The following is a 25362-nucleotide window of genomic DNA, read 5'->3' as shown; positions in this document are numbered from 1 at the left end:
TGAAAAAACCTTACATTTTCTTATCTTCGCAAAACTTAAATTTATATAAATAATGCCCATTTTTAACGATACTAAAGTCGCATTTGCAGACAAATCTGATGCACAGTTAAGAAAAGCGTATTGGATGTTCAGGATGATTGAGCAGCCTTCCCTTACAAAAATAGGAACTTCTGTTCTTAATTTTACGGTTCATAATAATATCCCTTTCGTTACCGGAATTGTAAAAAACACTTTGTTTGAACAGTTTTGTGGCGGCGAAACGCGTGAAGAAAGCATGAAAGTGGTAAAGCAGCTTTTCAAAAGAGGAGTTGGCAGTATTTTCGACTATTCCATTGAGGGTAAGGAAGATGAAGAGACTTTTGATGCCGTTTGCAGGGAGATCAAAGATATTGTGAGATTTTCTGTAGGAAATCCGGCTATTCCATTTATTGTTTTTAAACCTACGGCTTTCGGTAGAATCGACCTTTATGAGGCGGTTGGAAAGAATACCGAACTTACATCCAGCCAAAAAGAAGAGTGGGAAAGAATAGTAAAAAGGTTTGACGAAGTATGTAAACTATGCCATGAAAATGATAAAAAAGTAATGGTAGACGCAGAAGAAACGTGGATGCAGGATGCAGCAGACCACCTTTGCGAGGAAATGATGGAGAAATATAATAAGGAAAAGCCTATCGTTTGGAACACGATTCAGATGTATAGAACGGGCAGGCTGGAGTATATGGAAGGGCATTTGGAGAAAGCAAAAGAAAGAGGCTATTTCATTGGATATAAGATTGTTCGTGGCGCTTACATGGAAAAAGAAAGGGTAAGGGCCGCAGAAAAGGGATACCCGGATCCGATTCAGCCAAACAAAGAAGCTTCGGATAAGAACTATAATGCTGGAATTGATTTTGTAATGAATCACCTGGATAAAGTCTCAGCTTTTTTCGGAACCCATAATGAAACTTCTTCTGAATTGGTAATGGATAAAATGAAAGCAGCTGGTTTACAGAACGATAATCCTCATGTCTATTTCGGGCAGCTTTATGGGATGAGTGATAATATTACATTTTATCTGTCGGATAAAGGCTATAATGCAGCAAAATATCTTCCGTATGGGCCTGTGAAAGATGTTGTGCCTTATCTTACAAGAAGAGCGCAGGAAAATACTTCTGTTGCCGGGCAAACGGGAAGAGAGCTCGGATTAATTAAAAAAGAACTGGAAAGAAGAAAAACAGGAAAATAATTTTCCTGTTTGTAAACCCATAGACCTTACAATTTTTTGTGAGGCTTTTTTAGGGCTCAAAACTTTCAAATTTCCCATTTTCATAGAAGATTACAATTCGTTTAATAGTATTGTATTGATTTCCAATTACTTGGTTAATTATTTGTTCATCATTTTTTTCTAATAGTTGAGAATCTGTTATTTTATTTTGTGCTGTATTTTGATGCAGTACAAATGATTCTCCGCGACTTATTTTTTCAGCGACATTTTTATCTTCTTCCACCCCGAAATCTTCATCTTCATTCATCATCGTAAAAAGATCGGGTAGAGAAGTTGGTTTCGACTTTTCCTCCTCAGCATTTTCACTTATTTTACTTATATTTTCCATGGTTTCCTGCAAATCAGACTTCAACATTTCGCCTTCGCCGGTAACAAGCCAGTCCCACAGAATCTCAGGAAACCGTGATTTTATTTTAATGATAAATTCCAGCGACGGCTTATTTCTTCCTGAAGTAATATGTGAAATGGAAGAACGCTGAACATCGATCTCATCTGCAAACTCAGAAGAAGTAAGTTTAGAATATTCAATAACCTTAGAAATTCTTTCATTTAAGCCCATAAAATAAGTTTTTAATCACTTTACAAATGTAAATAAATAATTTACATTTGCAAAATACAAAAGTAAACAAAATGTAAAATGCTAAGATATACATTTGTAAATATATTATATACTTATAAGTCAATATTTTGTAAGTTAACATCTCTAAATATTAAATTTTTATTCGACAATTTTCCCCCAATCCTTATTTCCTTAAAGTAAAAGTTGAAGTAAATTATGTATAGTTAAATTTAGATCTTATTCAACCTTAAACTTCCTATCACAGTAGTTTTGAAAGTAATTTAATACTGAAAAAAGATAGGAGGGAGGTAATTATCTGATTCTGTCACAAAATAAATATAATAAAGGCATTAATATCCTCAGAAACGGCTTCTATGAGACTTTCTTAGCAAACAGGTTTTATTGAAAAATGATTATAATTCTAATGAATTAAATTTTATCAAAATTTTAGTTTAAACTTCTAAATTACTAGTGATTTACATTTGTATATTACTTAAAAATTACAACTCTTCATACTTATCCATGTTTAACAGAATTACGCCCAAATGTCGATAAATGTACCACCCACCACTTAAAGTAATATTAAAATATGAATTCAAATAAAGTTTATAATATATTGATTTTTAATACTTTATTAAATGTTCATTAAATTATTATCAATCCACAATTTTATCAACAGACATTATGACAATTCACATCGTTTAAATTAATTACAAATGTTAATTTTATTTTTAGATTTAAAATAGTTAAATTTGACTCTTGTAAACTATTACACAATGAATTTTGAGCAGATTTATCGACCCAATCCTAATTTCCCAAATCGCTATATTTCCCCGGAAAAATTATTTTCTTATCTACAGGCTAATTTCAGCGATTACATTCAGGAGATCGGAAAATCATATTTAAATAAGCCTATTTATAAAGTGACAGTGGGCACAGGTAACATTAACGTTCTTGCATGGTCACAAATGCATGGCAACGAATCGAATGCAACTCATGCTATGCTTGATTTGCTTTTAACATTAGATGATGCGCCCGGCCTTAAAGAAGAGTTGTTCAGTAAGATTACATTAGATTTTATCTTTATGCTAAATCCTGACGGGTCCGAAAGATGGACAAGGCTAAATGCTGCAGACATCGACCTGAACAGAGATTTTCACAACGAATCAAGTAAGGAAATAAAATTTCTGAAAAATGCTGCTACCTCTAAGAAATACGATTATGCACTCAATCTCCATGAGCAGAGGACAATTTTTACAACAGACGGATTTCACCCCGCTACGCTCTCCTTTCTGGCCCCGTCGGAAAATGTAGAACGTACCATTACTGAAAACCGTAAGAAATGCATGGCTGTGATCACAAATGTTTATCGTCATTTGAAAGGAATGATCCCTAACCAGATAGGGAGATACTCGGATGAATTTTATCCTACTTCTACAGGGGATAATTTTATTAAAGCCGGAATGCCGACAATTTTATTCGAAGGAGGACATTTTATAGATGATTATTCAAGAAAAGGAACCAGGAAATATTATACGATTGCTTTATATTATGCTTTAAAATCAATTAGTGAATTAAATTCTAAAACAGAAGGCTGGGAAGAATATCTGGAGATTCCTGAGAACAGAGAAACCCATTATGACATTATCTACAGAAATGTAAAATTAAATACAGAGCATGAATGTATCCTTGATGTTGCCGTTCAATACAGGGAAATCATAGAAGACGGGAAAGATGAAATATCCTTTATCCCTTTTGTGATGGAGGTTGGGGGGGTAAAACAGCGGAAAGGCTGGCTGGAAATTGACTGCACCGGAAAAAAATTCGTTTCTGCAAGCAAGTACCCTAAACTGGATGCAGAAGTAAATTTTACTATAGAAGATTAAAAAAGAGGCCGTCTCAAAAGTACACTCTCTCTCGGATTCCTTGACAAATTTTGTCATTTAGGAGATTCTCAGAGCATTAGTTTACCTTTTGAGACAGCCTCTTTGTTTTTTATACAAATTGTCATTGCAAATCGAAGCTGGAGCAACCCATAAAAATAATAAATTCTTCACTCCACTTTGTTTTAAAATGACAACGAGTGGTTTAAAAAAACAATCTTAGTTTATAACTTTAATTCCGCTCGCTACAAATCTGATTTCTTCTTTCGGATCTGTAATAGCATCGATTTCTGATTTCGGTTTCTTTGCATCCTCGGCATAATGTTTTTGTTCATCTACAGAAGTTACTTTTCTTTCTGCAGTACCGTCTAATACAACAGTTTTACCCTTCAAAGCAGTCGGAACGAAAAACGCATAATCCTTCATTTTTACAAAAAACTGAGAATTATCTTCGGTCTGGATAGTGAGCCAGCATCCTTTTTTCTCACAAACGTCTGTTACTTTTCCTTTTACGGCAACATTTTCCACTTTTTTATTCTCTTTTTTAAGCTTTTTGCTTAATTTTTCAACAGAAATTGCTTTAGATTCTACAATTGAAGTAACTCCTCCTCCATAGCTATCACCTACAAGAGCATTTCCGGCAGGTGGCCCGAATTTTTTTGATTCTTGTGCAAAAGCTAGAGTAGAAATACTTACAGCAGCTGCAAATAATATGGCTTTGAATTTCATTTTTAATATTTTTTCCAAAAATACTAATAAAATTTTAATCACAAATCTTTAAAAACGTGATAAAAAACAGTTGTCTTTTAGTGTTTAAAATGATTTTAATAAAAAAACCGGCCTAATATTTTTATTTTTAGGAGCTTTTGCTGCTTTCCACTTATACTCCTCACGCCAATAGCTATCCATCGCTAACACCCTCCAAATCCATCGCAGTTGTGGGGTAACCGTTACAATCAGGGCTAGGGTGAGAGTCATCCATATTTAAACAAAGAAAATATATCCAACATTTGTCATCCTGAAAGGATCTATACACGAATCTTCCATAGGTTATAATGCTATAATTAAATCCTTTCAGGATGATAGAACTTTCAAGAATTCACTTATATATAACATTAATATAGTAAGCCAAGCGCTTATTGTGCTAAAAACTTTAGATACATTTTCAAATCTTAATTCAAACAAAAATAAAAAACCAAACCTATAATTATTTATATTTGAAGCCTATACTCAACTATGCAAAAAAAACTAAAACTTTGGGACGCCATTATGCTCGTAATGGGTTCAATGATCGGTAGCGGGATTTTTATCGTAAGTGCTGATATGATGCGTAATCTTGGCTCAGGATTCTGGGTAATAACCGTTTGGGTAATTACAGGAATCATGACGGTTGCAGCAGCCATCAGTTATGGAGAGCTTTCAGCTTTATTTCCGAAAGCAGGCGGACAATACACATATCTGAAAGAAATTTTCGGTAAAAAAATGGGTTTTTTATATGGTTGGGGGCTATTTACAGTGATCCAGACGGGTACAATAGCAGCAGTGGCAATGGCATTCGGGAAGTTTACAGCGTATCTTGTTCCTGCTCTTAATGATGCGGCACCCATCTTCCAGAGCGGAGAATTTAAAATCACATGGATTCAAATATTAGCGATTGCAACGATTATTTTATTGACCTATTTTAATACAAGAGGTGTTGAAAACGGAAAAATATTACAGAATATCTTCACCGGATCAAAAATTATAGCTTTATTGGGATTAATTGCCGTAGGATTTATTTTGGTAGATGTTTCCCACTTAGCCGAGAATTTTAGTTTAGGGATGGATTCTTTTAATAATCTTAAAAAAGACTCCCTAGGGAACTTCCTCAAAATAGGCTGGGAACCCATAGGTGGTATGGCTTTATTGGGTGGAATTGCGGCGGCAATGGTAGGTTCCGTATTCAGTTCTGTAGCTTGGGAAAGTGTGACTTTCGTTTCGGGAGAAATTGAAAATCCAAAGAGGAATGTTGTAAAATCAATGATTTACGGAACAACCGCCGTAATGATTTTGTATATTTCCGTGAATTATGTTTACCTTAATGCACTCAACAGGAATGCAATTGCCTTTGCGGAAAACGACAGGGTAGCGGTTGCAGCCTCCCATTTCATATTTGGAAGTGCTGGAACGATCATTATTGCTATTTTGGTGATGATTTCCACATTTGGCTGTAATAACGGGCTGATCCTGGCCGGAGCCAGGGTATTCCAAACTATGGCTAAAGACGGAATGTTCTTCAGGCAGGCTGAAAAAAATAACAAAAATGAAGTTCCTGCCAACGCACTCTGGATGCAAGGCATTTGGGCTGCTTTATTATGTTTAAGTGGTCAGTACGGGAATCTTTTGGATATGATTTCGTTCGTTATTGTGTTATTTTATATGATTACCGTTTTTGGAGTTATTTATTTAAGATTCAAGCAGCCAGATTTGGAACGCCCTTATAAAACATGGTTATATCCAATAACGCCGATTATCTATTTATTGATAGGAACAGGGTTCTGTATCCTGCTCTTAATCTACAAACAACAATATACCTGGCCGGGTTTTCTGATGGTACTGCTCGGTCTTCCGGTTTATTATCTTATCAACCGAAATAAGAAAACCTAAAAATAATTTTCAAAAGCTGTCTGACCTATCGGGCAGCTTTTTTCTCACTCTCCAATTTTCTCACTCAATCATTATTTATTTCTCGCAATCAAAAAAGATATATTCAAACTCTCTGTTTGTAAATCGAGTTATTGCTTCGATATGTTCTTGTAGTTTGTTTGTGGTTGAGCTTCAATATAATGTAAATTAATTAAAAATTTTGTTAATTTTTGAATGGAGAGCTTTATTTGGTATGGATTGAAGATTCTTAGAAGGTTTCGAACTCAAGATGACAGAATTCTAATACTAACTGTCTTTATCTTTCTGAAAATAAAATATGCAAGAGATTTCCACGGTGTCATCTGAGTACGAAACCTTCTAAGAATCCATATAAAGCAAAATCTCTAATTTAAAATAGAAAAATCAGATAGCAATACTAATAAACTAACGATTTTTAACACAAAAAATTCCTAAAAAATCTGTAATTTTGCACATTGTGATTTTCAGGTAAAATCACCCCAAATTATGAGTAAATCAACAGAATATATAGAAGTTTATGGCGCAAGGGAGCATAATCTTAAAAACATTAATGTAAAAATTCCACGTAACGAATTAGTTGTAATTACTGGACTTTCGGGAAGTGGGAAATCATCGTTGGCTTTTGATACAATTTTTGCTGAAGGCCAACGCCGTTATATTGAAACGTTTTCTGCATATGCAAGACAGTTTTTGGGAGGCCTGGAACGTCCGGATGTCGATAAAATTGAAGGATTGTCTCCTGTAATTGCAATTGAGCAAAAAACAACCAATAAAAACCCACGTTCAACGGTAGGAACAGTTACTGAACTGTACGATTTCTTACGTCTTTTATTTGCAAGAGTTTCCGACGCGTATTCGCAGATAACAGGAAAAAAGCTGGTAAGTTATACCGAAGAGCAGATCCTTGAGACGATTAAAGAAAATTATAAAGGTGAGAAAATCATGTTGATGGCACCTGTTGTAAGGGCCAGAAAAGGGCATTATCACGAGCTTTTCGTGCAAATGGCTAAAAAAGGGTATGGGCAGGCAAGAATTGACGGGGAATTACAGGATATTGAATACGATTTAAAACTTGACCGTTACAAAACCCACGATATCGACATCGTGATTGACCGATGGATCATCGGCGAATCTGCTTCCGAAGTCAGAATGGAAAAATCATTACGGACAGCAATGGAAATGGGAGAAGGACTGATCGGAATTCAAAAACTGGGAAGTACAGATATTGAGTATTTTTCTAAAAATTTAATGGATGCTGAAACTGGTCATTCATTGGCATTGCCGGAACCAAATACGTTTTCATTCAACTCTCCGAAAGGAAGCTGTCCGAGCTGTAAAGGTTTAGGAACAATCAAGAAAATCAATACAGATTATTTTATTGAAAATCCAAAATTGTCAATTAGCCAAGGTGGTTTGTTGCCTTTGGAAGATATTAAATCTAATAAATGGATTCTTTCTCAGATTAAAAATATTCTTGAAATTTTTGGTTTAGGATTGGCGACACCTTTTCAGGATATTCCGGAAGAAGCGTTGGATTACATTTACAACGGGTGTCACAAAGAATTCAATAAAGATTTAAAATACGCCGGAATTACCAAAAAGATTAAAATCAGTTTTGATGGTTTGATTCCTTTTATGGAAGAATTGATTGAGGAAAGAGAATCTTACGAAGCAATTTTGCTGGAAAGACACTTCACGACAGAAGAAACTTGTCCGGAATGTAAGGGAACTCGTCTTCAACCTTCAAGTTTAAGCTTTAAAATCGATGGAAAAAATATTGCAGAAATTAATGCATTGAGTTTATCTGATTTAAAAGATTGGTTAGCTGATGTTAAAGATAAATTTTCCGAGAAAAATGCTATCATTGCTCACGAAATTTTAAAGGAAATTGAAACCAGACTTCAATTTTTATTGGACGTCGGTTTAGATTATTTAAGTCTGAGCAGAAGTTCGAAAACACTTTCTGGAGGAGAATCTCAAAGGATTCGTTTAGCAACACAGATTGGTTCTCAATTAGTGAATGTTTTGTATATTTTGGATGAACCAAGTATCGGGTTGCACCAGAGAGACAACGAAAGACTAATTAATTCATTAAAAAATCTTCGTGACATCGGAAACTCTGTGTTGGTGGTAGAACACGACAAAGACATGATCCTTGAAGCCGATGAGGTTTTAGATATTGGTCCGAGAGCAGGAAAATTCGGGGGCGAAATTCTTTGGCAGGGAAAACCGAAAGACTTGTTGAAAGCAGATACAATTACCGCTCAATACATTAACGGAAAAAGAAAAATCGGAATTCCTGCAGAAAGGCGAAAAGGAAACGGTAAAAATATAGTATTAAAAGGCGCTACAGGAAACAACCTTAAAAATGTAACGCTTGATATTCCATTAGGAAAATTAGTTGTTGTTTCAGGGATTTCAGGAAGCGGAAAATCTTCTTTGATTAACGGAACTTTGTATCCGATTCTGAACAAACATTTTTACAGAGCTGTTCAGGAACCTTTACCTTATAAAAAAATCGAAGGTCTTGAAAACATCGATAAAATTGTAGATGTAGACCAAACCCCGATTGGAAGAACGCCACGTTCAAATCCTGCGACATACACCGGAATGTTTACAGACATCAGAAACCTTTTTGCAGAATTGCCAGAATCTAAGATTCGTGGTTACAAACCTGGAAGATTTTCCTTCAACGTGAAAGGAGGAAGATGCGAAACCTGTCAGGGAGGCGGTTTGAAGGTGATTGAAATGAATTTTTTACCGGATGTTTATGTTCATTGTGAAACTTGTAACGGAAAACGTTTTAACAGGGAAACACTAGAAGTTCGCTACAAAGGAAAATCGATTTCTGATGTATTGGATATGACGATTGATGAAGCAGTAGAATTTTTCCAGCCGATTCCAAAAATTTATTCAAGGGTGAAAACCTTACATGATGTCGGGTTGGGATATATCACTTTGGGGCAGCAGTCTACAACACTTTCCGGAGGTGAAGCGCAACGTATCAAACTAGCAACTGAACTGGCAAAAAGACAAACCGGAAATACATTATACATTCTTGACGAACCTACAACCGGACTTCATTTTGAAGATGTGAAAATTCTGATGGATGCAATTAATCAATTGGTGGAATTAGGAAATTCTTTCATTATTATTGAACATAATATGGATGTAATCAAAATGGCTGACCACATTATTGACGTTGGCCCGGAAGGTGGAAAATACGGTGGGCAGATCGTTGCACAGGGAACTCCCGAAGAAATTGTGAAATCAAAAAAGAGCTTGACAGGGAAGTTTTTGAAAAAGGAATTGGAATAAAATAAAAAGAAATCAACGGCAAGTTTTATTATTCCGTTAGGAATCTCGACAGTAAATTAATAAATGGTATAAACTATATATAAGAATTAGTTCTAAACTATACCAAGTTTACCTCTTTTTGTGCCCTAAAATTAATCCCAATATTAAATTTTCAATTATTTTTAATTTTTATATAATTGATAATCAATGATTTAATTTCTAATGTTAACTCAATGTTAACTATATGTAAAATTATTGTAAATTATTTTGTATACCTTTGGTAAAGAAATAGTAAATAAGCTTAATATAACATTTAAAACCAAAGAGTTATGAAAAATAAAATTCAAATATTGATCGCTTCATTTTTTGTTTGTGGATTAATGGCTATAACAAATACAGCTAAAGCACAAAATTCAAATAATATGATTCAGGAAGTTCAACTGAACAAAAATGATGTTTTTAATGAAATAAGAAATTTATTGATCGCTAATTTTGACTTTACCAATTCTGATTATAAGCAGGGAATTGTAAATTCAGAAGTAAAATTTGATATCGCAGAAAACGGACAAATTGTAAATGTTCACTCAAAAGGCGACTGCAAAAACGTAAGCAAAGAGATTGAAAAAGTCCTTGGCAGCCTTCAATACAGAGTAGACAGAAAAAAAATCAATCAGAATATGATTGCATCTACTTATGTAATGCCTGTAAGAGTAGATATCAATAACAGATAATATTCATAAAATTTTTATATTAAACCATGCAAATTTCTGTATGGTTTTTTATTTTTAATGTGAATAATGAAGAATTTTAAATATAAATTCGTAATGTTTATAAATAATTTTCGTTTTAAATTTAATCAACAAAATTAAACAGATATTAAAAATTTGAAGAAACTAACAAAGAATGAGTTAAAAGCAGTAAATGGTGGAGCTCCCCAAAAATACTGTGTTTATTATGAGTGGATAAATGATGTGGTTTGCAGTAAAGTTCCTATTTTTCAATGTCGTTAAAAAATGGAAGCCACTAAAAAGCTGCTTTTTTATTGTACTCCTTCTGTAAACTTCTTTAGATTTTGCTTAAGATCGCCAACATTTATTTTTTTGTCAAATTCTATATTATCTACCTTCCATCCATCTCCGGAATTGATAAGGTCTACCTTATCAGTCCATATAATTTTTGGACTTTCTGCTGAATTTTCAAACTCAATACTTACTTCTGCTTTAGCAAGTTTTGAATCTCCAATCATTTTCACAGAATTGATTTTGTATGTTGTATATCCCTCATACAAGCTTGTAAAAACAGATCCTTCAAAAACTTGAGGTTTGCCTTCTTTGGTCATTTTAATGCTTTTTTCTGAAGCTGTTTTAGCATTATTCAAAGTCTGTTTCAGGCTAGGAGAAAAAATAGAATCTGCAAAAGGACTTTTGTATATTGCATCACTGGATTTACCATAAATAGTATACATTTCATTGACTCTCTGTGTAATTTCAGCATCATTGTTTACAGCTTTTGATACGGGATCATTTTTTTTACATGCAGATAAAGCAAAGAAAGCACCTAAATAAAATAATTGTTTCATAATTTGTGTTAAAATTTAATAACTATTGTGAAATCAACTATCAAATTATGTACCGTTTATCAAAAAAAAAATTACATTAAAATAAATAAAAAAGGCCAAAAATGTATAAATTTGTTATAAAGAAACTTTTGTGAATTCTATTCTAGATGTTGTTGTTCGCTCTCTTTGTGTATATTTTTTTATGATAATCGCCATCAGGTTGTTTGGCAAAAATCAGCTTTCTCAGCTTAATGCCGGAGATGTAGTTTTGCTATTGCTGATATCCAATGCGGTCCAGAATGCAATGGTAGGGTCAGACACTTCTCTTCAAGGTGGTCTGGTTGCTGCTCTGGTTCTGTTTATGGTTAATTTTATTGTTAAAAGATTTATGTTTTCCAACCAAAAATTTGAAGCATTCCTTGAAGATGAGCCCACTATTCTCGTAAAAGACGGAATTGCTCATAAAGATGCTTTAAATAAAGTAAAAATTACAAAAGATGAGCTGGAAGAAGCTATTCGGGAGCATGGTGTGGACAGAATTGAAAATGTAAAGCTTTCTATTCTAGAGGTTGACGGAAGCATTAGTGTGATTTCCGAAGATGAGAAAAATAAACAAACCCATTATTCAAGGATCAAAAGAAAAAATAAACGAAAATACCTCAGATAAATGAACTATGAACTAAGAAGAATGCTTCCTAACGACGAAATCCGGGTATTGGAAATATTTAAACAAGGTATAGAAGGAGGAATGGCAACCTTTGAAACAGAAGTTCCTACTCCCGAAGCCTGGAATATGGATTATTATCATGATTGCCGTTGGGTTTTAGAAACAGAAAAAAACGAAATTGTAGGCTGGTGTGCCCTAAAGCTTGTGAGCAAAAGAGAATGCTATAAAGGTGTCGCGGAAGTCAGTATTTATTTCGATAATAATTATCAAGGAAAAGGCCTGGGGTCTGTTCTCCTTAAAAAAATGATTTTAGACAGCGAGAGCCACGGTTTCTGGACGTTACAGGCCAATATCTTCTCCGAAAATGAAGCTTCCATCAGTTTTCATCATAAAAACGGTTTCAGGACGGTGGGTATCCGCAAGAAGTTAGGAAAACTCAATGGACAGTGGAAAGATATTATAATGCTTGAGAAAAGAAGTGAAGCAGTTGGAATATAATACAATTTATAAAACGCATATGATCTATTTTAATATAAAAATTTAAAAATTAAACTTAAAAAACAATAAATATTTGTAAGTAATTTGATCATATTTATTTGGAAATTTGAGAAAGTGAAAAGACGCAGGCATAATATATGAAATTGAGGAAAAATTAGTATGGTACTGAAATTTTTCCGTTCTAACATCCATTTTGGTAATTTGATTGATAATTATAATTAAATCCCAAAATATAAAAATTTTATTTAAAATTTGCAAAAGTACCGGAATTACTCAAAGTTTTTATTTTATATTTCAGTCTTAATTTTAACTACAACCTTGATTTCTTTGGATTCAGAAAAGTATTGAAAATCATTATTTCCTGCCCGAATTTTGTTTCGATTCTTTCGGCAATATTTACCAGTTCACTTTTTACAAAATCATCTCGCAGATCATCATTATCAAAAATCAGGAGAAGATTATAATTTTTCCCGTCTTCAATATATTCACTTTGAACTTCAGAAAGAATATATTTATTGACATCCATTAAATTTTCTGTCATTAAAACCAGTGTTTCATCAATATAATTTTCCCATTCTTCAATATTGCTTTTCGTCGAATGGAAAGTTATACTTAATATGCTCATATTTTAAGATTTTTTAAGATTTTGTGGATAAATTCTACCACAAAAATCGGCAAATTTTTCGTAAATTAGCCCGTTAATAAAAATTCGGAAAAAATAATTTTCAGACATATAGCTAAGGGTCTGACTATCATTATAATAAAATTTGTTTATGCAAAAAGAAGGTGAAAGACTGATTCCTATCAACATTGTTGATGAAATGAAGTCATCTTATATCGATTATTCGATGTCTGTTATCGTTTCAAGGGCGTTACCGGATGTACGAGATGGCTTAAAACCCGTTCATAGAAGAGTGCTTTATGGTATGTATGGATTAGGGGTTTTTTCTAATAGAAAATATTTAAAATCTGCGAGAATTGTTGGGGACGTTTTAGGTAAGTACCACCCACACGGAGACTCCTCGGTTTATGATGCAATGGTGAGAATGGCTCAGGACTGGAGCTTGCGTTATCCTCAGGTAGACGGACAGGGTAACTTTGGTTCAATGGATGGCGACCCGCCTGCAGCAATGCGTTATACCGAAGCCAGATTGAAAAAGATCTCTGATGAGGTTCTTTCAGACTTAGACAAAGAAACAGTAGATTTTCAGAATAACTTCGACGACAGTTTAACTGAACCGACAGTAATGCCTTCAAAAATTCCTAATCTTTTGGTGAACGGAACTTCAGGTATTGCAGTAGGTATGGCAACAAACATGGCTCCACATAACTTAACCGAGGCTGTAAATGCTATTTGTGCTTACATCGACAACAGAGAAATCACTATTGATGAATTAATGCAACATATCATTGCTCCGGATTTCCCTACAGGTGGGATTATCTATGGATATGATGGAGTAAGAGATGCTTTCCACACAGGTCGTGGTAGAGTTGTTCTTAGAGCTAAAGTTGCTTTCGAAGAAATCGGAAACAGAAATGCAATTATCGTAAATGAAGTTCCTTATCAGGTTAATAAGGCTGAAATGATTGCTAGAACTGCAGAACTTGTTAAAGACGAAAAAATTCCAGGAATTTACGAAATCAGAGATGAGTCGGACAGAAGAGGGCTTCGTATTGTGTATGAATTGAAAAACGATGCGATTCCGAACGTTGTTTTAAACTTATTATACAAATATACAGCACTTCAGACATCTTTCAGTGTTAATAATATTGCTTTGGTACACGGAAGACCAGAGCAATTAAATTTAAAGGATATCATTCACCATTTCGTAGAGCACAGACATGAAGTAATTGTAAGAAGAACTCAGTTCGAGCTTAGAAAAGCGAAAGAAAGAGCTCATATTTTAGAGGGTTTCATGAAGGTGATCGGTACGCAAGATGCCTTAGACAGAGCAATTTCAATTATTCGTCACTCTGCAAACCCGCAAGCGGCAAAAGAAGGATTAATAGAAGCTTTTGAGCTTTCTGAAATTCAGGCTCAGGCAATTCTTGATCTGCGTCTTGCCCGTCTTACAGGAATGGAGCTTGATAAGATTCGTGATGAATATGATGCTATCATGAAAGAAATTGCTAATTTAGAAGATATTTTAGCAAACGAACCAAGAAGGTTCCAGATCATTAAGGATGAATTAATTGAAATAAAAGAAAAATACGGTGACGAAAGAAGAACGGAAATCGATTATTCAGGAGGTGAAATGTCTATTGAAGATATTATTCCTAATGAAGCGGTTGTTCTTACGATTTCTCACGCCGGATATATCAAGAGAACCTCACTTTCAGAATACAAAGTTCAAAGTAGAGGAGGTGTAGGAAATAAAGCAGCAACAACAAGGGATTCCGACTTTCTGGAGTATATCGTTTCCGCAACGAATCACCAATATATGCTGTTCTTTACAGAAAAAGGAAGATGTTATTGGTTAAGAGTATTTGAAATTCCGGAAGGTTCTAAAACAGCGAAAGGAAGAGCGGTACAAAATTTAATTAACATTGAGCCTGACGATAAGATTAAAGCATATATCAGAACGAATAACTTAAAAGATTCTGAATATGTTAATCAAATGAGCGTTGTGATGGTTACTAAAAATGGTACAATCAAGAAAACGTCATTGGAAGCCTATTCAAGACCAAGAGTGAATGGGGTAAATGCTATTGAGATCAGGGATAATGATCAGTTGTTAGGTGCTTATTTAACAAACGGAACTTCTCAAATAATGATCGCTACGAAAAACGGTAAATGTATCCGTTTCCCTGAAGAAAAAGTAAGAGAGGTTGGTAGAGGTTCTATCGGAGTTCGTGGTATCACAATGGAAGATAATGACGAGGCAATTGGTATGATTGTTGTGAATGATGTGGAGAAAGAAACAGTTCTTGTGGTATCCGAAAAAGGGTATGGTAAGAGAACTGCAGTGGAGGATTATAGAATTACCAACAGAGGAGGAAAAGGAGTTATCACCCTTAACATTACTGAAAAAACAGGAAATCTGATTGCTATTCAAAATGTAACAGACGAAGACGGATTGATGATCATCAATAAATCAGGTGTTGCCATCAGAATGGGAATGGATGAAATGAGGGTAATGGGTAGAAATACACAAGGGGTAAGATTGATTAACCTTAAGAAAAATGACGAAATTGCGGCCATCGCAAAAGTAGAAATGGATAAAGATGTTGCGGATGAAGAAAATGAAGATTTGGAAAATTCAGCAGATAACCAAGAAAACAATATAGATGATCCTCAGATGGAAAATGAAAATCCAAACGGGGAAAATGAGAATTTCGATTCGGAAGAATAAATATTGTACAATTAATATAAAATAGTTAATATGAAAAAGCTAATTTTGGGAATGGCTATCGTAGCATCTGCTTTTGCTTTTGGGCAGAAAGGGGATGCAAACGCTCAGCTGCAAGCAGCTAACAAAGCAGCAATGGATGCGTATAATGCAAAAAATTATACCGTGGCAGCTCCTAAGTTTATGGAAGTTTATAACTTACTGAAAACAAACGGACAAGATAATAAAGTATATATGTATTATGCAGGTCTTAACTATGCTTTGGCAAATGATATTCCTCAGGCTACTAAAATATATACAGATTTGATCAATTCCGGATATACGGGTGTTGAAACAAGTTACACAGCGAAAGACAAAAAAACTGGCCAGGTTTCAAGCTATGATAAAGCAACCTGGGAATTGCTGAAAAAGTCTGGAGGAGATTACACGGATTTTAAAACCGAGCAGACTCCAAGTGTAGAGCAGGATTTATATGAAACATTGTCAACCCTATTGCTGAACGCTAAGAAAAACGATGAAGCTTTAGCCGTTATTGATAAAGGTCTTGCAAAATTCCCAAATAGCACTAAGCTGAAAGAATATCAGGGAACAGCTTTATATGCATCAGGAAATACCGATAAATTCATGCAGAATCTGAAAGAGCAGTTAGCTAAAAACCCTAACGATGCCACCAACTGGTACAATCTAGGAGTTCTTCAATCTAAAAATCCTGCAACAGCAAACGATGCAATGGCTTCTTTCCAGAAAGCAATTGAGTTGAAACCAGATTTTTCCAATGCTTATCAAAATCTGGTTTATACAGCTATCGGTGACGACGAAAAGGCGGTAGGTGAAATCAATACACTTAGAAAGACTAAGCCGGACGAAGCTACCAAGTTAATCGATGCCAGAAAAGAAAGATTCAACAAAGCTTTACCTTACGCTGAAAAGTGGTATCAGGCAGCTCCAAATGATATTAATGCCGTTCAGATGCTGAAAGAAATTTACAGTATCACAAAAAATACAGCTAAGTTTAACGAAATGAAAGCGAAAGAGACTGAATTATCAAAACAGCCCGCTAAATAATTTTCAAAGAATTGAATTAAATATAAACCGGAACATTTTGTTTCGGTTTTTTATTTTTTATAACAACAATTGGATTTCTTTAAGGAGCTATTTCCCGCTCTTCGCACTCGCTATTTTTAGATTTCGGCGGCGGCTTTGCCGCCGCCGAAATCTAAAAATGAGCTCAAACAAATGCTGCGATCGGGGCTAGGCTATTAGCCGGAATTTCAATATTTCACTATTAATTCGATCTTTTTCAAGTTAAAAAAAATAATAATACACAAAAGCCTGAAGGGCTTTAATACCAATAGCCACGTGTGAAGCTCGTGGAAAAGAAAACGGATTAATTTCCAAGATTTATCATCTAAAATCAATGTTAAAATTCTCTGCAATTCCGTATCTTTGAGAAAAATTTTTACAAAAATGATCGAGTGGAAAACCGTCAAAGAATACGAAGATATTACATACAAAAAATGTAATGGTGTGGCAAGAATTGCTTTCAACAGACCGGAAATTCGCAACGCTTTCAGGCCGAAGACTACTTCAGAATTATACGATGCTTTTTATGATGCTTCAGAAGACCCTTCCATAGGTGTTGTTTTGCTTTCAGGTGAAGGACCTAGTCCGAAAGACGGAGGCTGGGCGTTCTGCAGTGGAGGAGATCAAAAAGCGAGAGGACATCAAGGTTATGTAGGAGAAGATGGAAGGCATCGTTTGAATATTTTGGAAGTTCAGCGTTTGATCCGTTTTATGCCAAAAGCTGTGATCGCGGTTGTTCCAGGATGGGCAGTTGGTGGAGGTCATTCTCTTCATGTAGTTTGCGATTTGACTTTGGCAAGTAAAGAACACGCTATTTTTAAGCAGACAGATGCAGATGTTACAAGCTTTGACGGAGGGTATGGCTCGGCATATTTAGCAAAAATGGTCGGACAGAAAAAAGCTCGTGAAATTTTCTTTTTAGGTAGAAATTATTCTGCTCAAGAAGCATTTGAAATGGGAATGGTAAATGCTGTAATTCCTCACGACGAATTAGAAGATACCGCTTACGAATGGGCGCAGGAAATTTTAGCAAAATCTCCAACATCTATCAGAATGTTGAAATTCGCAATGAACCTTACAGACGACGGAATGGTTGGCCAGCAGGTTTTCGCAGGAGAGGCAACTCGTTTGGCTTACATGACGGAAGAAGCAAAAGAGGGAAGAAATGCATTCCTGGAAAAAAGAAAGCCAGACTTCGGAAAAGATCAATGGATATCATAAAATAAGAAGTTAGAGGTTAGAAATCAGATATTAGACTTACATAGTTTTAAAATCCAACTTCTAACTTCTAATATCTAACATCTAAATATTTATGTCAGATTGGATAAAAGCCGCAAGGCTAAGAACATTGCCGCTTTCTTTGAGCGGAATTATCATGGGAGCTTTCATCGCAAAATGGAGACTTTACGGTGAAGGCGGATTTTGGGATTGGAAAATTTTTGCACTCGCACTTTTGGTGACATTGCTGTACCAGATTTTATCAAACTATGCTAATGACTATGGAGACGGTGTAAAAGGAACAGATGCAAAAAGAGCTACAGAAGCAGAATCAAGAGCAGTTGCCTCCGGAAGAATTACGGCAAAGCAAATGAGAAATGCAGTGATTCTTTTCTCAGTTTTATCTTTTGCTGCAACAATTGCGCTTTTATATGTGGCTTTCGTTCCGAAATATATGAATGAATTTTACATTTTCATCGGTTTGGGAATAGCTTCCATTTTGGCGGCTATTGGATATACAGTTGGGAAAAAGCCATATGGGTATATGGGATTGGGAGATATCTTCGTGTTTATCTTCTTTGGGCTTGTTTCTGTATGTGGAAGTTACTTTTTGTTCACCAAAACTTTCAGCTGGGACATGTTGTTACCAGGAGCTGCTATCGGAATGATGAGCATGGCAGTTCTTAATCTCAACAATATGAGAGACATAGAAAGCGATAAATTATCAGGTAAAAACAGCTTTGCGTTAAGAATCGGATTCAAAAATGCGATGATTTACGAAATGATTTTATTACAGCTTCCTTTAATTTTGATCTTAATGTTTTTGGGTGTAAATGGATTTTTTCAGACTCAGAATTATTACGTTTTCATTGTAATGATTTTGATGCTCCCTTTAATGAAGGTAAGAAGAAAAATCATGGCTGTGAAAAACCCGAAAGAGCTTGATCCTTTTTTAAAACAAGTTGGCATTATGACCTTTGTCATGGCAGTTCTTACTGCTTTTGGACTTAACTTTTTTCATTAAAATATAAAACTATGAGTTCAAATATTTATGTTATAGCTCAAATGCTTATTAGAAAACCCATTGAAGATGTTTTTGAAGCATTCATCAATCCTGAATTAACGACCAATTTCTGGTTTACAAAATCAACCGGAAAATTGAAAGAAGGCAAAACCGTGACTTGGGAATGGGAAATGTATGGAGCAAAAACGAATGTTAATGTTCTTGAAATCATTCAAAACCAGTCGATAAAAACTGAGTGGGGCGAACCTACAACGAATGTAGATTACGAATTCAAAGAAATGGAAAAAGGAACACTTGTTGTGATCAAAAGTTATGGATATTCTCAAACAGAAGAAGATCTTTTAAAGGTAATTAATGACAATACAGGCGGCTTCACAACAGTTCTCGATGGCTGCAAAGCGTATCTGGAACACGGAATTAATTTAAGATTAATTGAGGATAAATTTCCATCAAAATAAAACTCTGATTACACAATTTTCACTACTATTTAATAGTGCTATTCATGAAAAATTAGTGTCATTTGTGTTTAAAATATAACACTTAGTAATTAGTAATAAGTATGAAAGTATTAAAGCTTAATATTTGAACAGCTAGTATTAGAGTTGTCATGCTGAGTCTGTCGAAGCATTTCATAAATTTCAATTTAGTACCATTCGTGAAAAGTTAGTATTATTTGTGTTAAAATAAAAAAAGTAAAAATTATGAAAATACAATATCTGGGACAAAACTGCTTTTTGTTCACCTACAAAGACAAAACAATTCTGTGCGACCCTTTTTACAACTACAAAAAAGCAGAATCAGGGTTTGATATTACAGCTCAGAAAATCGATTATATACTGTTGACCCATGCTCATGGAGATCACATTGCCGACGTAGAAGAAGTATTGCAATACCATCCTGAAGCTACAATTATTGCGGTTCCTGAAATCTGTGCCCATTTCAAAATGGCCAAAAATACAGATGATGTCAACTTAGGAGGATCAGCAAAAATCGATGATCTTAAAATTTCTATGGTTCCGGCTCATCATACAAGCTCTTTCCCGGATGGAAGCTATGGAGGAGTTCCTGTGGGGTATATTTTCAGGCTTCCGGAAGGTAAAAACCTTTATTTAGCAGGTGATACAGGAGTAATGGCAGATATGGAATTATTCCCGAAATTATACGGAAATTTAGATTTATCAATCCTTCCTATTGGCAGCCATTATACAATGTGCCCTAGAAAAGCAGCTTTCGCAGCGGCAGAATTATTGAAAACTCCGAAAGTGATCGGCTGTCATTTCGATACTTTCCCTGCAATTGAAATTAATCATGAAAGTGCATTGAAGCATTTTGCAGATAAAAATGTAGAGCTCGTTTTACCAAAATTAGGTGAGAAGTTCGAATTTTAAACAAAAAAATTAAGAGATTAAGTAATTTTTTAAATTTAAAAACCGCTTAATCTCTTAATTTAATAAAATAAAAAATGGCAAGCTACCTAAATCACACCGCTACGACCGATTACCTTTGCTGCGTTCCCACCCTGGAGGATTCTCAGGAGCTGGTTGTTTAGGACTTGCCGGTGCAAAGATAGGAATATTTTATAAATTTGAAAATATTATAAAAGAAATTAGTCGAAAAAAAGTCAATGGCACAGCTAAACAGCTGAAAAGTAAAGGAATAATTTTTCAACTTTTTTCTAAAAATTTAAATATGACGAAAAGTCCATCAACATTAGGAATTATACTTTTTATCGCTACAATGGTTGTTTTTTTTGTAGTGTATACTTTTTTCTCAGGTATCAATTATTTTGATATTTCATTGAAAGCCAATGCTTTCGTTTTACCGATAATCTATGCTGGAACAGCATTCTGGTCCGTAAAATCATATTGGAGCAGCCATAGAACAGTAAGCTTTAAAGATGCTTTTAAAAGAGCATTTGTACCCATGTTCATTGGAGGAATACTTTCAATTTTCAGTATTTATGCTTACCTGAATTTTGTTGATACGGACGCAAAAAAGCTGCTAAATTATCAATATGTAGCAAGACAAAAAACAGAAATGGACAAAGAATACCAGTCTGCAAGAAAAGTTTTGAAGCACCAAAAAGATATTGACGAGCTGGATCAGAAATACAAAGAAAGGCTTCCAAGCTTCTCTCCGGAGGCTGTAAAAGGGAAAGATATGCTTACAGCAAGTCATTTTTCAGGATATTTTGCGGCAATTCTTATATTTTACGTAGTTTTGTCAGTGTTTTTCGGGGCGTTTTTCAGAACGAAAACTATTTATCAGGAAGAACAAAATCAAGAATAATTTTTTATTAAAATTAAATGAATTTATCTATAGTTATTCCGTTATTGAACGAAGAAGCCTCTCTTGAAGAGCTTTTTTCAAGGATCGATACCATTTGTAGATCAAACAATTTATCCTACGAAATCTGGTTTGTAGATGACGGAAGTACAGATTTATCGTGGAGTATTATTGAAAATTTAAAAATTCAGAATCCTCAGATCCACGGCATTAAATTTTCCAAAAATTACGGAAAATCTCAGGCGCTTCATGCTGCTTTTGAAAGGACGAGCGGAGATGTAATTATTACCATGGATGCTGATTTACAAGATTTTCCGGAAGAAATCCCGGAATTGTATTCATTGGTCATTAATGAAAATTACGATATTGTTTCCGGCTGGAAAAAAAAGCGTTTTGATAATGTAATGACAAAAAATGTTCCGTCAAAATTATTCAATGCGGCAGCCAGAAAAGTTTCGGGAGTTTATCTTCACGATTTCAATTGTGGTTTGAAAGCTTATAAAAAGCAGGTAGTAAAAACTATCGATGTCTATGGAGATATGCACCGGTATATCCCGGTTCTGGCTGCCAATGCAGGTTTCAGAAGAATCACAGAAAAAGAAGTACAACATCAGGCGAGACCTTACGGAACTTCAAAATTCGGTACTGAAAGATTTATCAGAGGCTTTTTAGATCTGGTAACGCTTTGGTTTGTAAGTCGTTTCGGGGGAAGGCCGATGCACTTTTTCGGTGCTGTTGGAACGTTAATGTTTATTTTTGGTTTTCTGTCAGCACTTTGGTTGGGAATTTCGAAATTAATTGATGTTTCCAGAGGTATTTATGGGCATTTAATTACCAACAATCCTTGGTTTTATATAGCTTTAACGATGATGATCATGGGGACATTGCTTTTTGTAGCAGGATTTTTAGGTGAAATGATTATCAGAACGAACAGGGAACATAAAAATTATAATATTGATGAAGTAATTTGACATGGAAGATAAATTACCGAAAATATATTCTAAACAGGCCATTGTAGGATTTTCCATATTTTTCTCACCTCTTTTTGGCGGGATTTTGTTATTTAAAAATTTAATTGAAGTCCAAAAAAAGAAAGAAGCCTATCTGGTTTTAGCAACTTCTATTATCTTGACAATTATTATAATAGTTTTTGGAGAGATGCAGGAAAACGTTAAAAGCTCGTACGCTTATTTATGTGGTCTTATTGGCGGAACTATACTTGCATACGGCTTTTTCCCGGTATATTTCCCAAACGAGGCTCAATATGAAAAAAAAAACATCTGGATACCTCTTCTCACTGGATTATTGATAGCACTGGTATTTGTGGCTATAATTATTTATTCAGGATCACTTTAAAATATTTAATATGAAGAATATATTTTACACACTCATGCTTATGGCAGTGGTTTCCTGTGGAAAAGTTTCCCCAAAAGGAAATATTGAAAGGAAAGACGTGGATGTTCCGGAATTTGTAAATCTTGATCTGGAAGGGAAGTTCAGGGTATTTTATGCGAGAGGAGCGAAAAATTTTGTAGAAATAGAAACTTATCCCAATGTCGCTGATAATCTGGATGTTGAAGTGAATGACAAAACCCTTTCCATCAAAGAAAAGCGTAGTACAAAAGGTGTTGATTTTTACAATGTAACCATTTATTCAAAATATAATCTGGAGAAAGTTGCCATTTCAGATTCTGTGGAAATGAATATTTCGAGTGAAATTAAGACCGATAATTTTAGGCTTAATTTAAAAAATAACGCTACTTTTATGGGTTCGGTAAATACAAGAAGAGCAGAAGTTGAAATGCAGAACCGAAGCAGGGCTAATTTTTTGGGCGAAACGAAAAATGTAGTGATAAAGATCTCAGATACAGCAAGTTTGATTGCCCCATATTGGAAAATTGAAAATCTGAATATTGATTCTAAAAATGGAAATTATGTGGAAGTGAATGTAAAAGATTCATTGAAAGGACATGTTCAGAATACTGCGAAATTTGTTTATTATAATGACCCGATTCGTGCTTTTAAGATAGATAAAGAAACACGTGTTGAGAATAAGAAATTAGATTAATAAAGGTGCTTGGAAACCTGAAGCGGGAGGATGGAAGACTTCCTGTTGCTTTCGGCTACCCAAACAAATAAAGAAATTACAAAATAGAAAATACAAATATGACAACATTAGAAAAGGCAAAACTTTGGTTGCATGAATCATTTGATGAGGAAACAAGAAAAGCTGTTCAGCTGTTAATTGACAGCAATTCTCCCGATTTGGAAGACTCTTTTTACAGAGAGCTGGAATTCGGTACAGGAGGGATGAGAGGAATTATGGGGGTTGGAACCAATCGTTTAAATAAATATACGTTAGGTCAAGCTACACAGGGACTTGCGAATTATATGCTAAAGCAGTTTAAAGGTGAAGAAATCAAGGTTGCAATTGCGTATGACGTAAGAAATAACTCTAAAGAATTCGGAAAATTGGTGGCAGATGTTTTGACGGCAAACGGAATTAAAGTATTGCTTTTCAAAGACCACAGGCCCACCCCAGAATTGTCTTTCACTGTGCGTGATAGAAAATGTAATGGAGGAATTGTATTGACAGCCTCTCATAATCCACCGGAATATAACGGCTATAAGGTATATTGGAATGATGGGGCACAAATTGTTCCGCCGCATGATGAAGCGATTATTAATGAAGTGTATTCTGTAAAATTTGATGAAATTAAATTCAAAGGAAATGATGATCTTATTGAATGGGTAGGAGAAGAGCAAGACGAAGTTTACATTGATGCATGCATCGAAAATTCTACTTACCAGAATGTAGGAAAAGAAAATTTAAATATCGTTTTTACCTCAATTCACGGAACAACCTATTCAACAGTTCCGAGAGCTTTGGAAAAAGCAGGCTTCAAAAAAATTGATCTGGTGAAAGAGCAAATGATCCCAAGCGGAAACTTCCCAACGGTAGATTCTCCAAACCCGGAAGAGTCTGCAGCGTTGGAAATGGCAATGGATCTTGCAAAAATCACCAATGCAGATATCGTTATCGGAACAGATCCGGATGGCGATAGATTGGGAATTGCAGTAAAGAATTTGGACGGAGAAATTCAGTTACTGAATGGAAATCAGACAAATACAATCCTTACGTACTACATTTTAAATGAATGGAGAAAGCAAGGCAGAATTACAGGTAGCGAATTTATCGGTTCTACCATTGTAACTTCTGATATTTTCTTTGACATTGCCCAGAAATTTGGGGTTCAGTGTAAAGCTGGCTTAACAGGCTTTAAATGGATCGGAAAAATGATCCGCGATGTGGAAGGAAAAGAAAAATTCATTTGCGGAGGCGAAGAAAGCTTCGGATTTATGACGGGAGATTTTGTACGCGATAAAGATTCTTGCGGAAGTATCGTTCTTGCCTGCGAAATTGCTGCATGGTGCAAAGCTAACGGGAGAACGATGTATCAATATCTTATCGAAATTTATCAGGAAACCGGAATGTACTATGAAGGATTGGTAAATTTAGTGAGAAAAGGAAAAGATGGTGCAGAGGAAATCCAGAATATGATGAAGAATTTCCGTGAAAATCCTCCTAAAAAGCTGGCTGGTTCTCCGGTAGAAGAAGTGAAGGATTTCAAAGAACAGACCAATTTCGTCGTTTCACAAAACGATAAAAAAGTAATGAACGACATTCCAAAATCGAATGTATTAATTTATTACACTCAGGATGGGACAAAAGTTTGTGTAAGACCTTCCGGGACAGAACCAAAAATTAAATTTTATATCTCAGTAAAAGATGAAATTACTTCTGAAGCAGATTTCAGGGATAAATTGAAATCTTTAGATGAAAAAATTCAAAACGTAAAAAGAGATCTTCAGCTAACGTAAATAATAAGGTTATAAGTTTTGAGTTATGAATTATGAGTGACAGCATTATTGGGAAGAAAAGTTTTGAGTTTGCTATAAAGATTATTAATTTTTATAAAAGATTCAGTGCAGAGAAAAAGAATTTATACT

The 25362-nt window shown here is 34.8% G+C and carries 23 protein-coding genes and 1 other RNA gene; 19 read left to right on the top strand and 5 right to left on the bottom strand.

Annotated features, from left to right (window positions below):
- Positions 1-52: 52 nt before the first annotated feature.
- On the top strand, positions 53-1225 hold the full coding sequence (locus tag BW926_RS06795; protein WP_076445463.1) for a proline dehydrogenase family protein: 1173 nt from the start codon (positions 53-55) through the stop codon (positions 1223-1225).
- Positions 1226-1274: 49 nt separating this feature from the next.
- Here the strand turns inward: BW926_RS06795 and BW926_RS06790 are convergent, their stop codons facing one another.
- Positions 1275-1823: a helix-turn-helix domain-containing protein gene (locus tag BW926_RS06790; protein WP_076445461.1), complete on the bottom strand. Its 549-nt coding sequence runs from the start codon at positions 1821-1823 to the stop codon at positions 1275-1277.
- 776 nt (positions 1824-2599) lie between these two features.
- Between BW926_RS06790 and BW926_RS06785 the strand changes: the two genes are divergently transcribed.
- Positions 2600-3709 carry a M14 family zinc carboxypeptidase gene (locus BW926_RS06785; protein ID WP_076445459.1) on the top strand — a complete coding sequence of 370 codons (1110 nt, stop codon included), beginning with the start codon at positions 2600-2602 and terminating at the stop codon, positions 3707-3709.
- A gap of 216 nt (positions 3710-3925) precedes the next feature.
- On the opposite strand, the gene BW926_RS06780 is transcribed toward BW926_RS06785, so the two are convergent.
- Positions 3926-4435 (bottom strand): DUF4920 domain-containing protein, encoded by a 510-nt coding sequence (locus BW926_RS06780; RefSeq protein WP_076445573.1) that lies wholly within the window; start codon positions 4433-4435, stop codon positions 3926-3928.
- Positions 4436-4942: 507 nt separating this feature from the next.
- Here BW926_RS06780 and BW926_RS06775 point away from each other — a divergent pair.
- From BW926_RS06775 to BW926_RS06760, 4 genes are all read left to right on the top strand, one after another.
- Entirely contained in the window at positions 4943-6352 is a 1410-nt protein-coding gene (locus tag BW926_RS06775; protein ID WP_076445457.1) for an APC family permease, read from the top strand.
- A gap of 504 nt (positions 6353-6856) precedes the next feature.
- A complete protein-coding gene (gene uvrA, locus BW926_RS06770; protein ID WP_076445455.1) occupies positions 6857-9688 on the top strand; it encodes an excinuclease ABC subunit UvrA in 2832 nt (943 codons plus the stop codon).
- Between the two features lie 308 nt (positions 9689-9996).
- Positions 9997-10398, top strand: coding sequence for a hypothetical protein (locus BW926_RS06765; protein ID WP_076445453.1), 402 nt, complete (start codon positions 9997-9999; stop codon positions 10396-10398).
- Positions 10399-10542: 144 nt separating this feature from the next.
- On the top strand, positions 10543-10677 hold the full coding sequence (locus tag BW926_RS06760) for a bacteriocin-like protein (RefSeq protein ID WP_076445451.1): 135 nt from the start codon (positions 10543-10545) through the stop codon (positions 10675-10677).
- A 29-nt stretch (positions 10678-10706) separates the two neighbouring features.
- Here the strand turns inward: BW926_RS06760 and BW926_RS06755 are convergent, their stop codons facing one another.
- Positions 10707-11246, bottom strand: a complete 540-nt coding sequence (locus BW926_RS06755; protein WP_076445447.1) for a DUF3828 domain-containing protein — start codon at positions 11244-11246, stop codon at positions 10707-10709.
- A 130-nt stretch (positions 11247-11376) separates the two neighbouring features.
- Between BW926_RS06755 and BW926_RS06750 the strand changes: the two genes are divergently transcribed.
- Positions 11377-11892 (top strand): DUF421 domain-containing protein, encoded by a 516-nt coding sequence (locus tag BW926_RS06750; RefSeq protein ID WP_076445441.1) that lies wholly within the window; start codon positions 11377-11379, stop codon positions 11890-11892.
- Complete coding sequence (locus tag BW926_RS06745) at positions 11893-12390, top strand: GNAT family N-acetyltransferase (RefSeq protein ID WP_076445439.1); 498 nt, start codon at positions 11893-11895, stop codon at positions 12388-12390.
- Positions 12391-12700: 310 nt separating this feature from the next.
- Here the strand turns inward: BW926_RS06745 and BW926_RS06740 are convergent, their stop codons facing one another.
- Positions 12701-13015, bottom strand: a complete 315-nt coding sequence (locus BW926_RS06740; RefSeq protein ID WP_076445437.1) for a DUF4286 family protein — start codon at positions 13013-13015, stop codon at positions 12701-12703.
- Positions 13016-13163: 148 nt separating this feature from the next.
- On the opposite strand from BW926_RS06740, the gene gyrA reads away from it, so the two are divergent.
- From gyrA to BW926_RS06705, 6 genes are all read left to right on the top strand, one after another.
- Positions 13164-15743 (top strand): DNA gyrase subunit A, encoded by a 2580-nt coding sequence (gyrA, locus tag BW926_RS06735; protein ID WP_076445434.1) that lies wholly within the window; start codon positions 13164-13166, stop codon positions 15741-15743.
- Positions 15744-15773: 30 nt separating this feature from the next.
- A complete protein-coding gene (locus tag BW926_RS06730; protein WP_076445432.1) occupies positions 15774-16805 on the top strand; it encodes a tetratricopeptide repeat protein in 1032 nt (343 codons plus the stop codon).
- A 402-nt stretch (positions 16806-17207) separates the two neighbouring features.
- A complete protein-coding gene (locus BW926_RS06720; protein ID WP_076445429.1) occupies positions 17208-18044 on the top strand; it encodes a 1,4-dihydroxy-2-naphthoyl-CoA synthase in 837 nt (278 codons plus the stop codon).
- Between the two features lie 91 nt (positions 18045-18135).
- The gene (gene menA, locus BW926_RS06715) at positions 18136-19065 is read left to right on the top strand and encodes a 1,4-dihydroxy-2-naphthoate octaprenyltransferase (protein ID WP_076445428.1); all 930 of its coding nucleotides are present in this window, start codon (positions 18136-18138) and stop codon (positions 19063-19065) included.
- 11 nt (positions 19066-19076) lie between these two features.
- Positions 19077-19523, top strand: a complete 447-nt coding sequence (locus tag BW926_RS06710) for an SRPBCC family protein (RefSeq protein ID WP_076445427.1) — start codon at positions 19077-19079, stop codon at positions 19521-19523.
- Positions 19524-19766: 243 nt separating this feature from the next.
- On the top strand, positions 19767-20453 hold the full coding sequence (locus BW926_RS06705; RefSeq protein WP_076445417.1) for a metal-dependent hydrolase: 687 nt from the start codon (positions 19767-19769) through the stop codon (positions 20451-20453).
- Positions 20454-20525: 72 nt separating this feature from the next.
- On the opposite strand, the gene ffs is transcribed toward BW926_RS06705, so the two are convergent.
- Positions 20526-20623, bottom strand: an RNA gene (ffs, locus tag BW926_RS06700) — signal recognition particle sRNA small type.
- A gap of 131 nt (positions 20624-20754) precedes the next feature.
- On the opposite strand from ffs, the gene BW926_RS06695 reads away from it, so the two are divergent.
- From BW926_RS06695 to BW926_RS06675, 5 genes are all read left to right on the top strand, one after another.
- The gene (locus tag BW926_RS06695) at positions 20755-21354 is read left to right on the top strand and encodes a DUF4199 domain-containing protein (protein ID WP_076445572.1); all 600 of its coding nucleotides are present in this window, start codon (positions 20755-20757) and stop codon (positions 21352-21354) included.
- 17 nt (positions 21355-21371) lie between these two features.
- The gene (locus BW926_RS06690; protein WP_076445410.1) at positions 21372-22322 is read left to right on the top strand and encodes a glycosyltransferase family 2 protein; all 951 of its coding nucleotides are present in this window, start codon (positions 21372-21374) and stop codon (positions 22320-22322) included.
- A gap of 1 nt (position 22323) precedes the next feature.
- Positions 22324-22707, top strand: a complete 384-nt coding sequence (locus BW926_RS06685; RefSeq protein WP_076445408.1) for a hypothetical protein — start codon at positions 22324-22326, stop codon at positions 22705-22707.
- 10 nt (positions 22708-22717) lie between these two features.
- A complete protein-coding gene (locus BW926_RS06680) occupies positions 22718-23419 on the top strand; it encodes a GIN domain-containing protein (RefSeq protein ID WP_076445407.1) in 702 nt (233 codons plus the stop codon).
- A gap of 98 nt (positions 23420-23517) precedes the next feature.
- Complete coding sequence (locus BW926_RS06675) at positions 23518-25233, top strand: phospho-sugar mutase (RefSeq protein WP_076445406.1); 1716 nt, start codon at positions 23518-23520, stop codon at positions 25231-25233.
- Positions 25234-25362 lie beyond the last annotated feature (129 nt).

This window comes from Chryseobacterium sp. RU37D, assembly GCF_900156075.1.
Classification (GTDB): domain Bacteria; phylum Bacteroidota; class Bacteroidia; order Flavobacteriales; family Weeksellaceae; genus Chryseobacterium.
The sequence above is the reverse complement of the archived record's forward strand: the minus strand, read 5'-3'. Positions and strand labels throughout refer to the sequence as shown.

Coding starts and splice junctions, on each gene's coding strand:
- BW926_RS06780 (WP_076445573.1), bottom strand. CDS start 4,435: ATGAAATTCAAAGCCATATTATTTGCAGCTGCTGTAAGTATTTCTACT.
- BW926_RS06710 (WP_076445427.1), top strand. CDS start 19,077: ATGAGTTCAAATATTTATGTTATAGCTCAAATGCTTATTAGAAAACCC.
- BW926_RS06785 (WP_076445459.1), top strand. CDS start 2,600: ATGAATTTTGAGCAGATTTATCGACCCAATCCTAATTTCCCAAATCGC.
- BW926_RS06775 (WP_076445457.1), top strand. CDS start 4,943: ATGCAAAAAAAACTAAAACTTTGGGACGCCATTATGCTCGTAATGGGT.
- BW926_RS06790 (WP_076445461.1), bottom strand. CDS start 1,823: ATGGGCTTAAATGAAAGAATTTCTAAGGTTATTGAATATTCTAAACTT.
- BW926_RS06740 (WP_076445437.1), bottom strand. CDS start 13,015: ATGAGCATATTAAGTATAACTTTCCATTCGACGAAAAGCAATATTGAA.
- uvrA (WP_076445455.1), top strand. CDS start 6,857: ATGAGTAAATCAACAGAATATATAGAAGTTTATGGCGCAAGGGAGCAT.
- menA (WP_076445428.1), top strand. CDS start 18,136: ATGTCAGATTGGATAAAAGCCGCAAGGCTAAGAACATTGCCGCTTTCT.
- BW926_RS06720 (WP_076445429.1), top strand. CDS start 17,208: ATGATCGAGTGGAAAACCGTCAAAGAATACGAAGATATTACATACAAA.
- BW926_RS06695 (WP_076445572.1), top strand. CDS start 20,755: ATGACGAAAAGTCCATCAACATTAGGAATTATACTTTTTATCGCTACA.
- BW926_RS06755 (WP_076445447.1), bottom strand. CDS start 11,246: ATGAAACAATTATTTTATTTAGGTGCTTTCTTTGCTTTATCTGCATGT.
- BW926_RS06685 (WP_076445408.1), top strand. CDS start 22,324: ATGGAAGATAAATTACCGAAAATATATTCTAAACAGGCCATTGTAGGA.
- gyrA (WP_076445434.1), top strand. CDS start 13,164: ATGCAAAAAGAAGGTGAAAGACTGATTCCTATCAACATTGTTGATGAA.
- BW926_RS06705 (WP_076445417.1), top strand. CDS start 19,767: ATGAAAATACAATATCTGGGACAAAACTGCTTTTTGTTCACCTACAAA.
- BW926_RS06680 (WP_076445407.1), top strand. CDS start 22,718: ATGAAGAATATATTTTACACACTCATGCTTATGGCAGTGGTTTCCTGT.
- BW926_RS06690 (WP_076445410.1), top strand. CDS start 21,372: ATGAATTTATCTATAGTTATTCCGTTATTGAACGAAGAAGCCTCTCTT.
- BW926_RS06765 (WP_076445453.1), top strand. CDS start 9,997: ATGAAAAATAAAATTCAAATATTGATCGCTTCATTTTTTGTTTGTGGA.
- BW926_RS06730 (WP_076445432.1), top strand. CDS start 15,774: ATGAAAAAGCTAATTTTGGGAATGGCTATCGTAGCATCTGCTTTTGCT.
- BW926_RS06745 (WP_076445439.1), top strand. CDS start 11,893: ATGAACTATGAACTAAGAAGAATGCTTCCTAACGACGAAATCCGGGTA.
- BW926_RS06795 (WP_076445463.1), top strand. CDS start 53: ATGCCCATTTTTAACGATACTAAAGTCGCATTTGCAGACAAATCTGAT.
- BW926_RS06675 (WP_076445406.1), top strand. CDS start 23,518: ATGACAACATTAGAAAAGGCAAAACTTTGGTTGCATGAATCATTTGAT.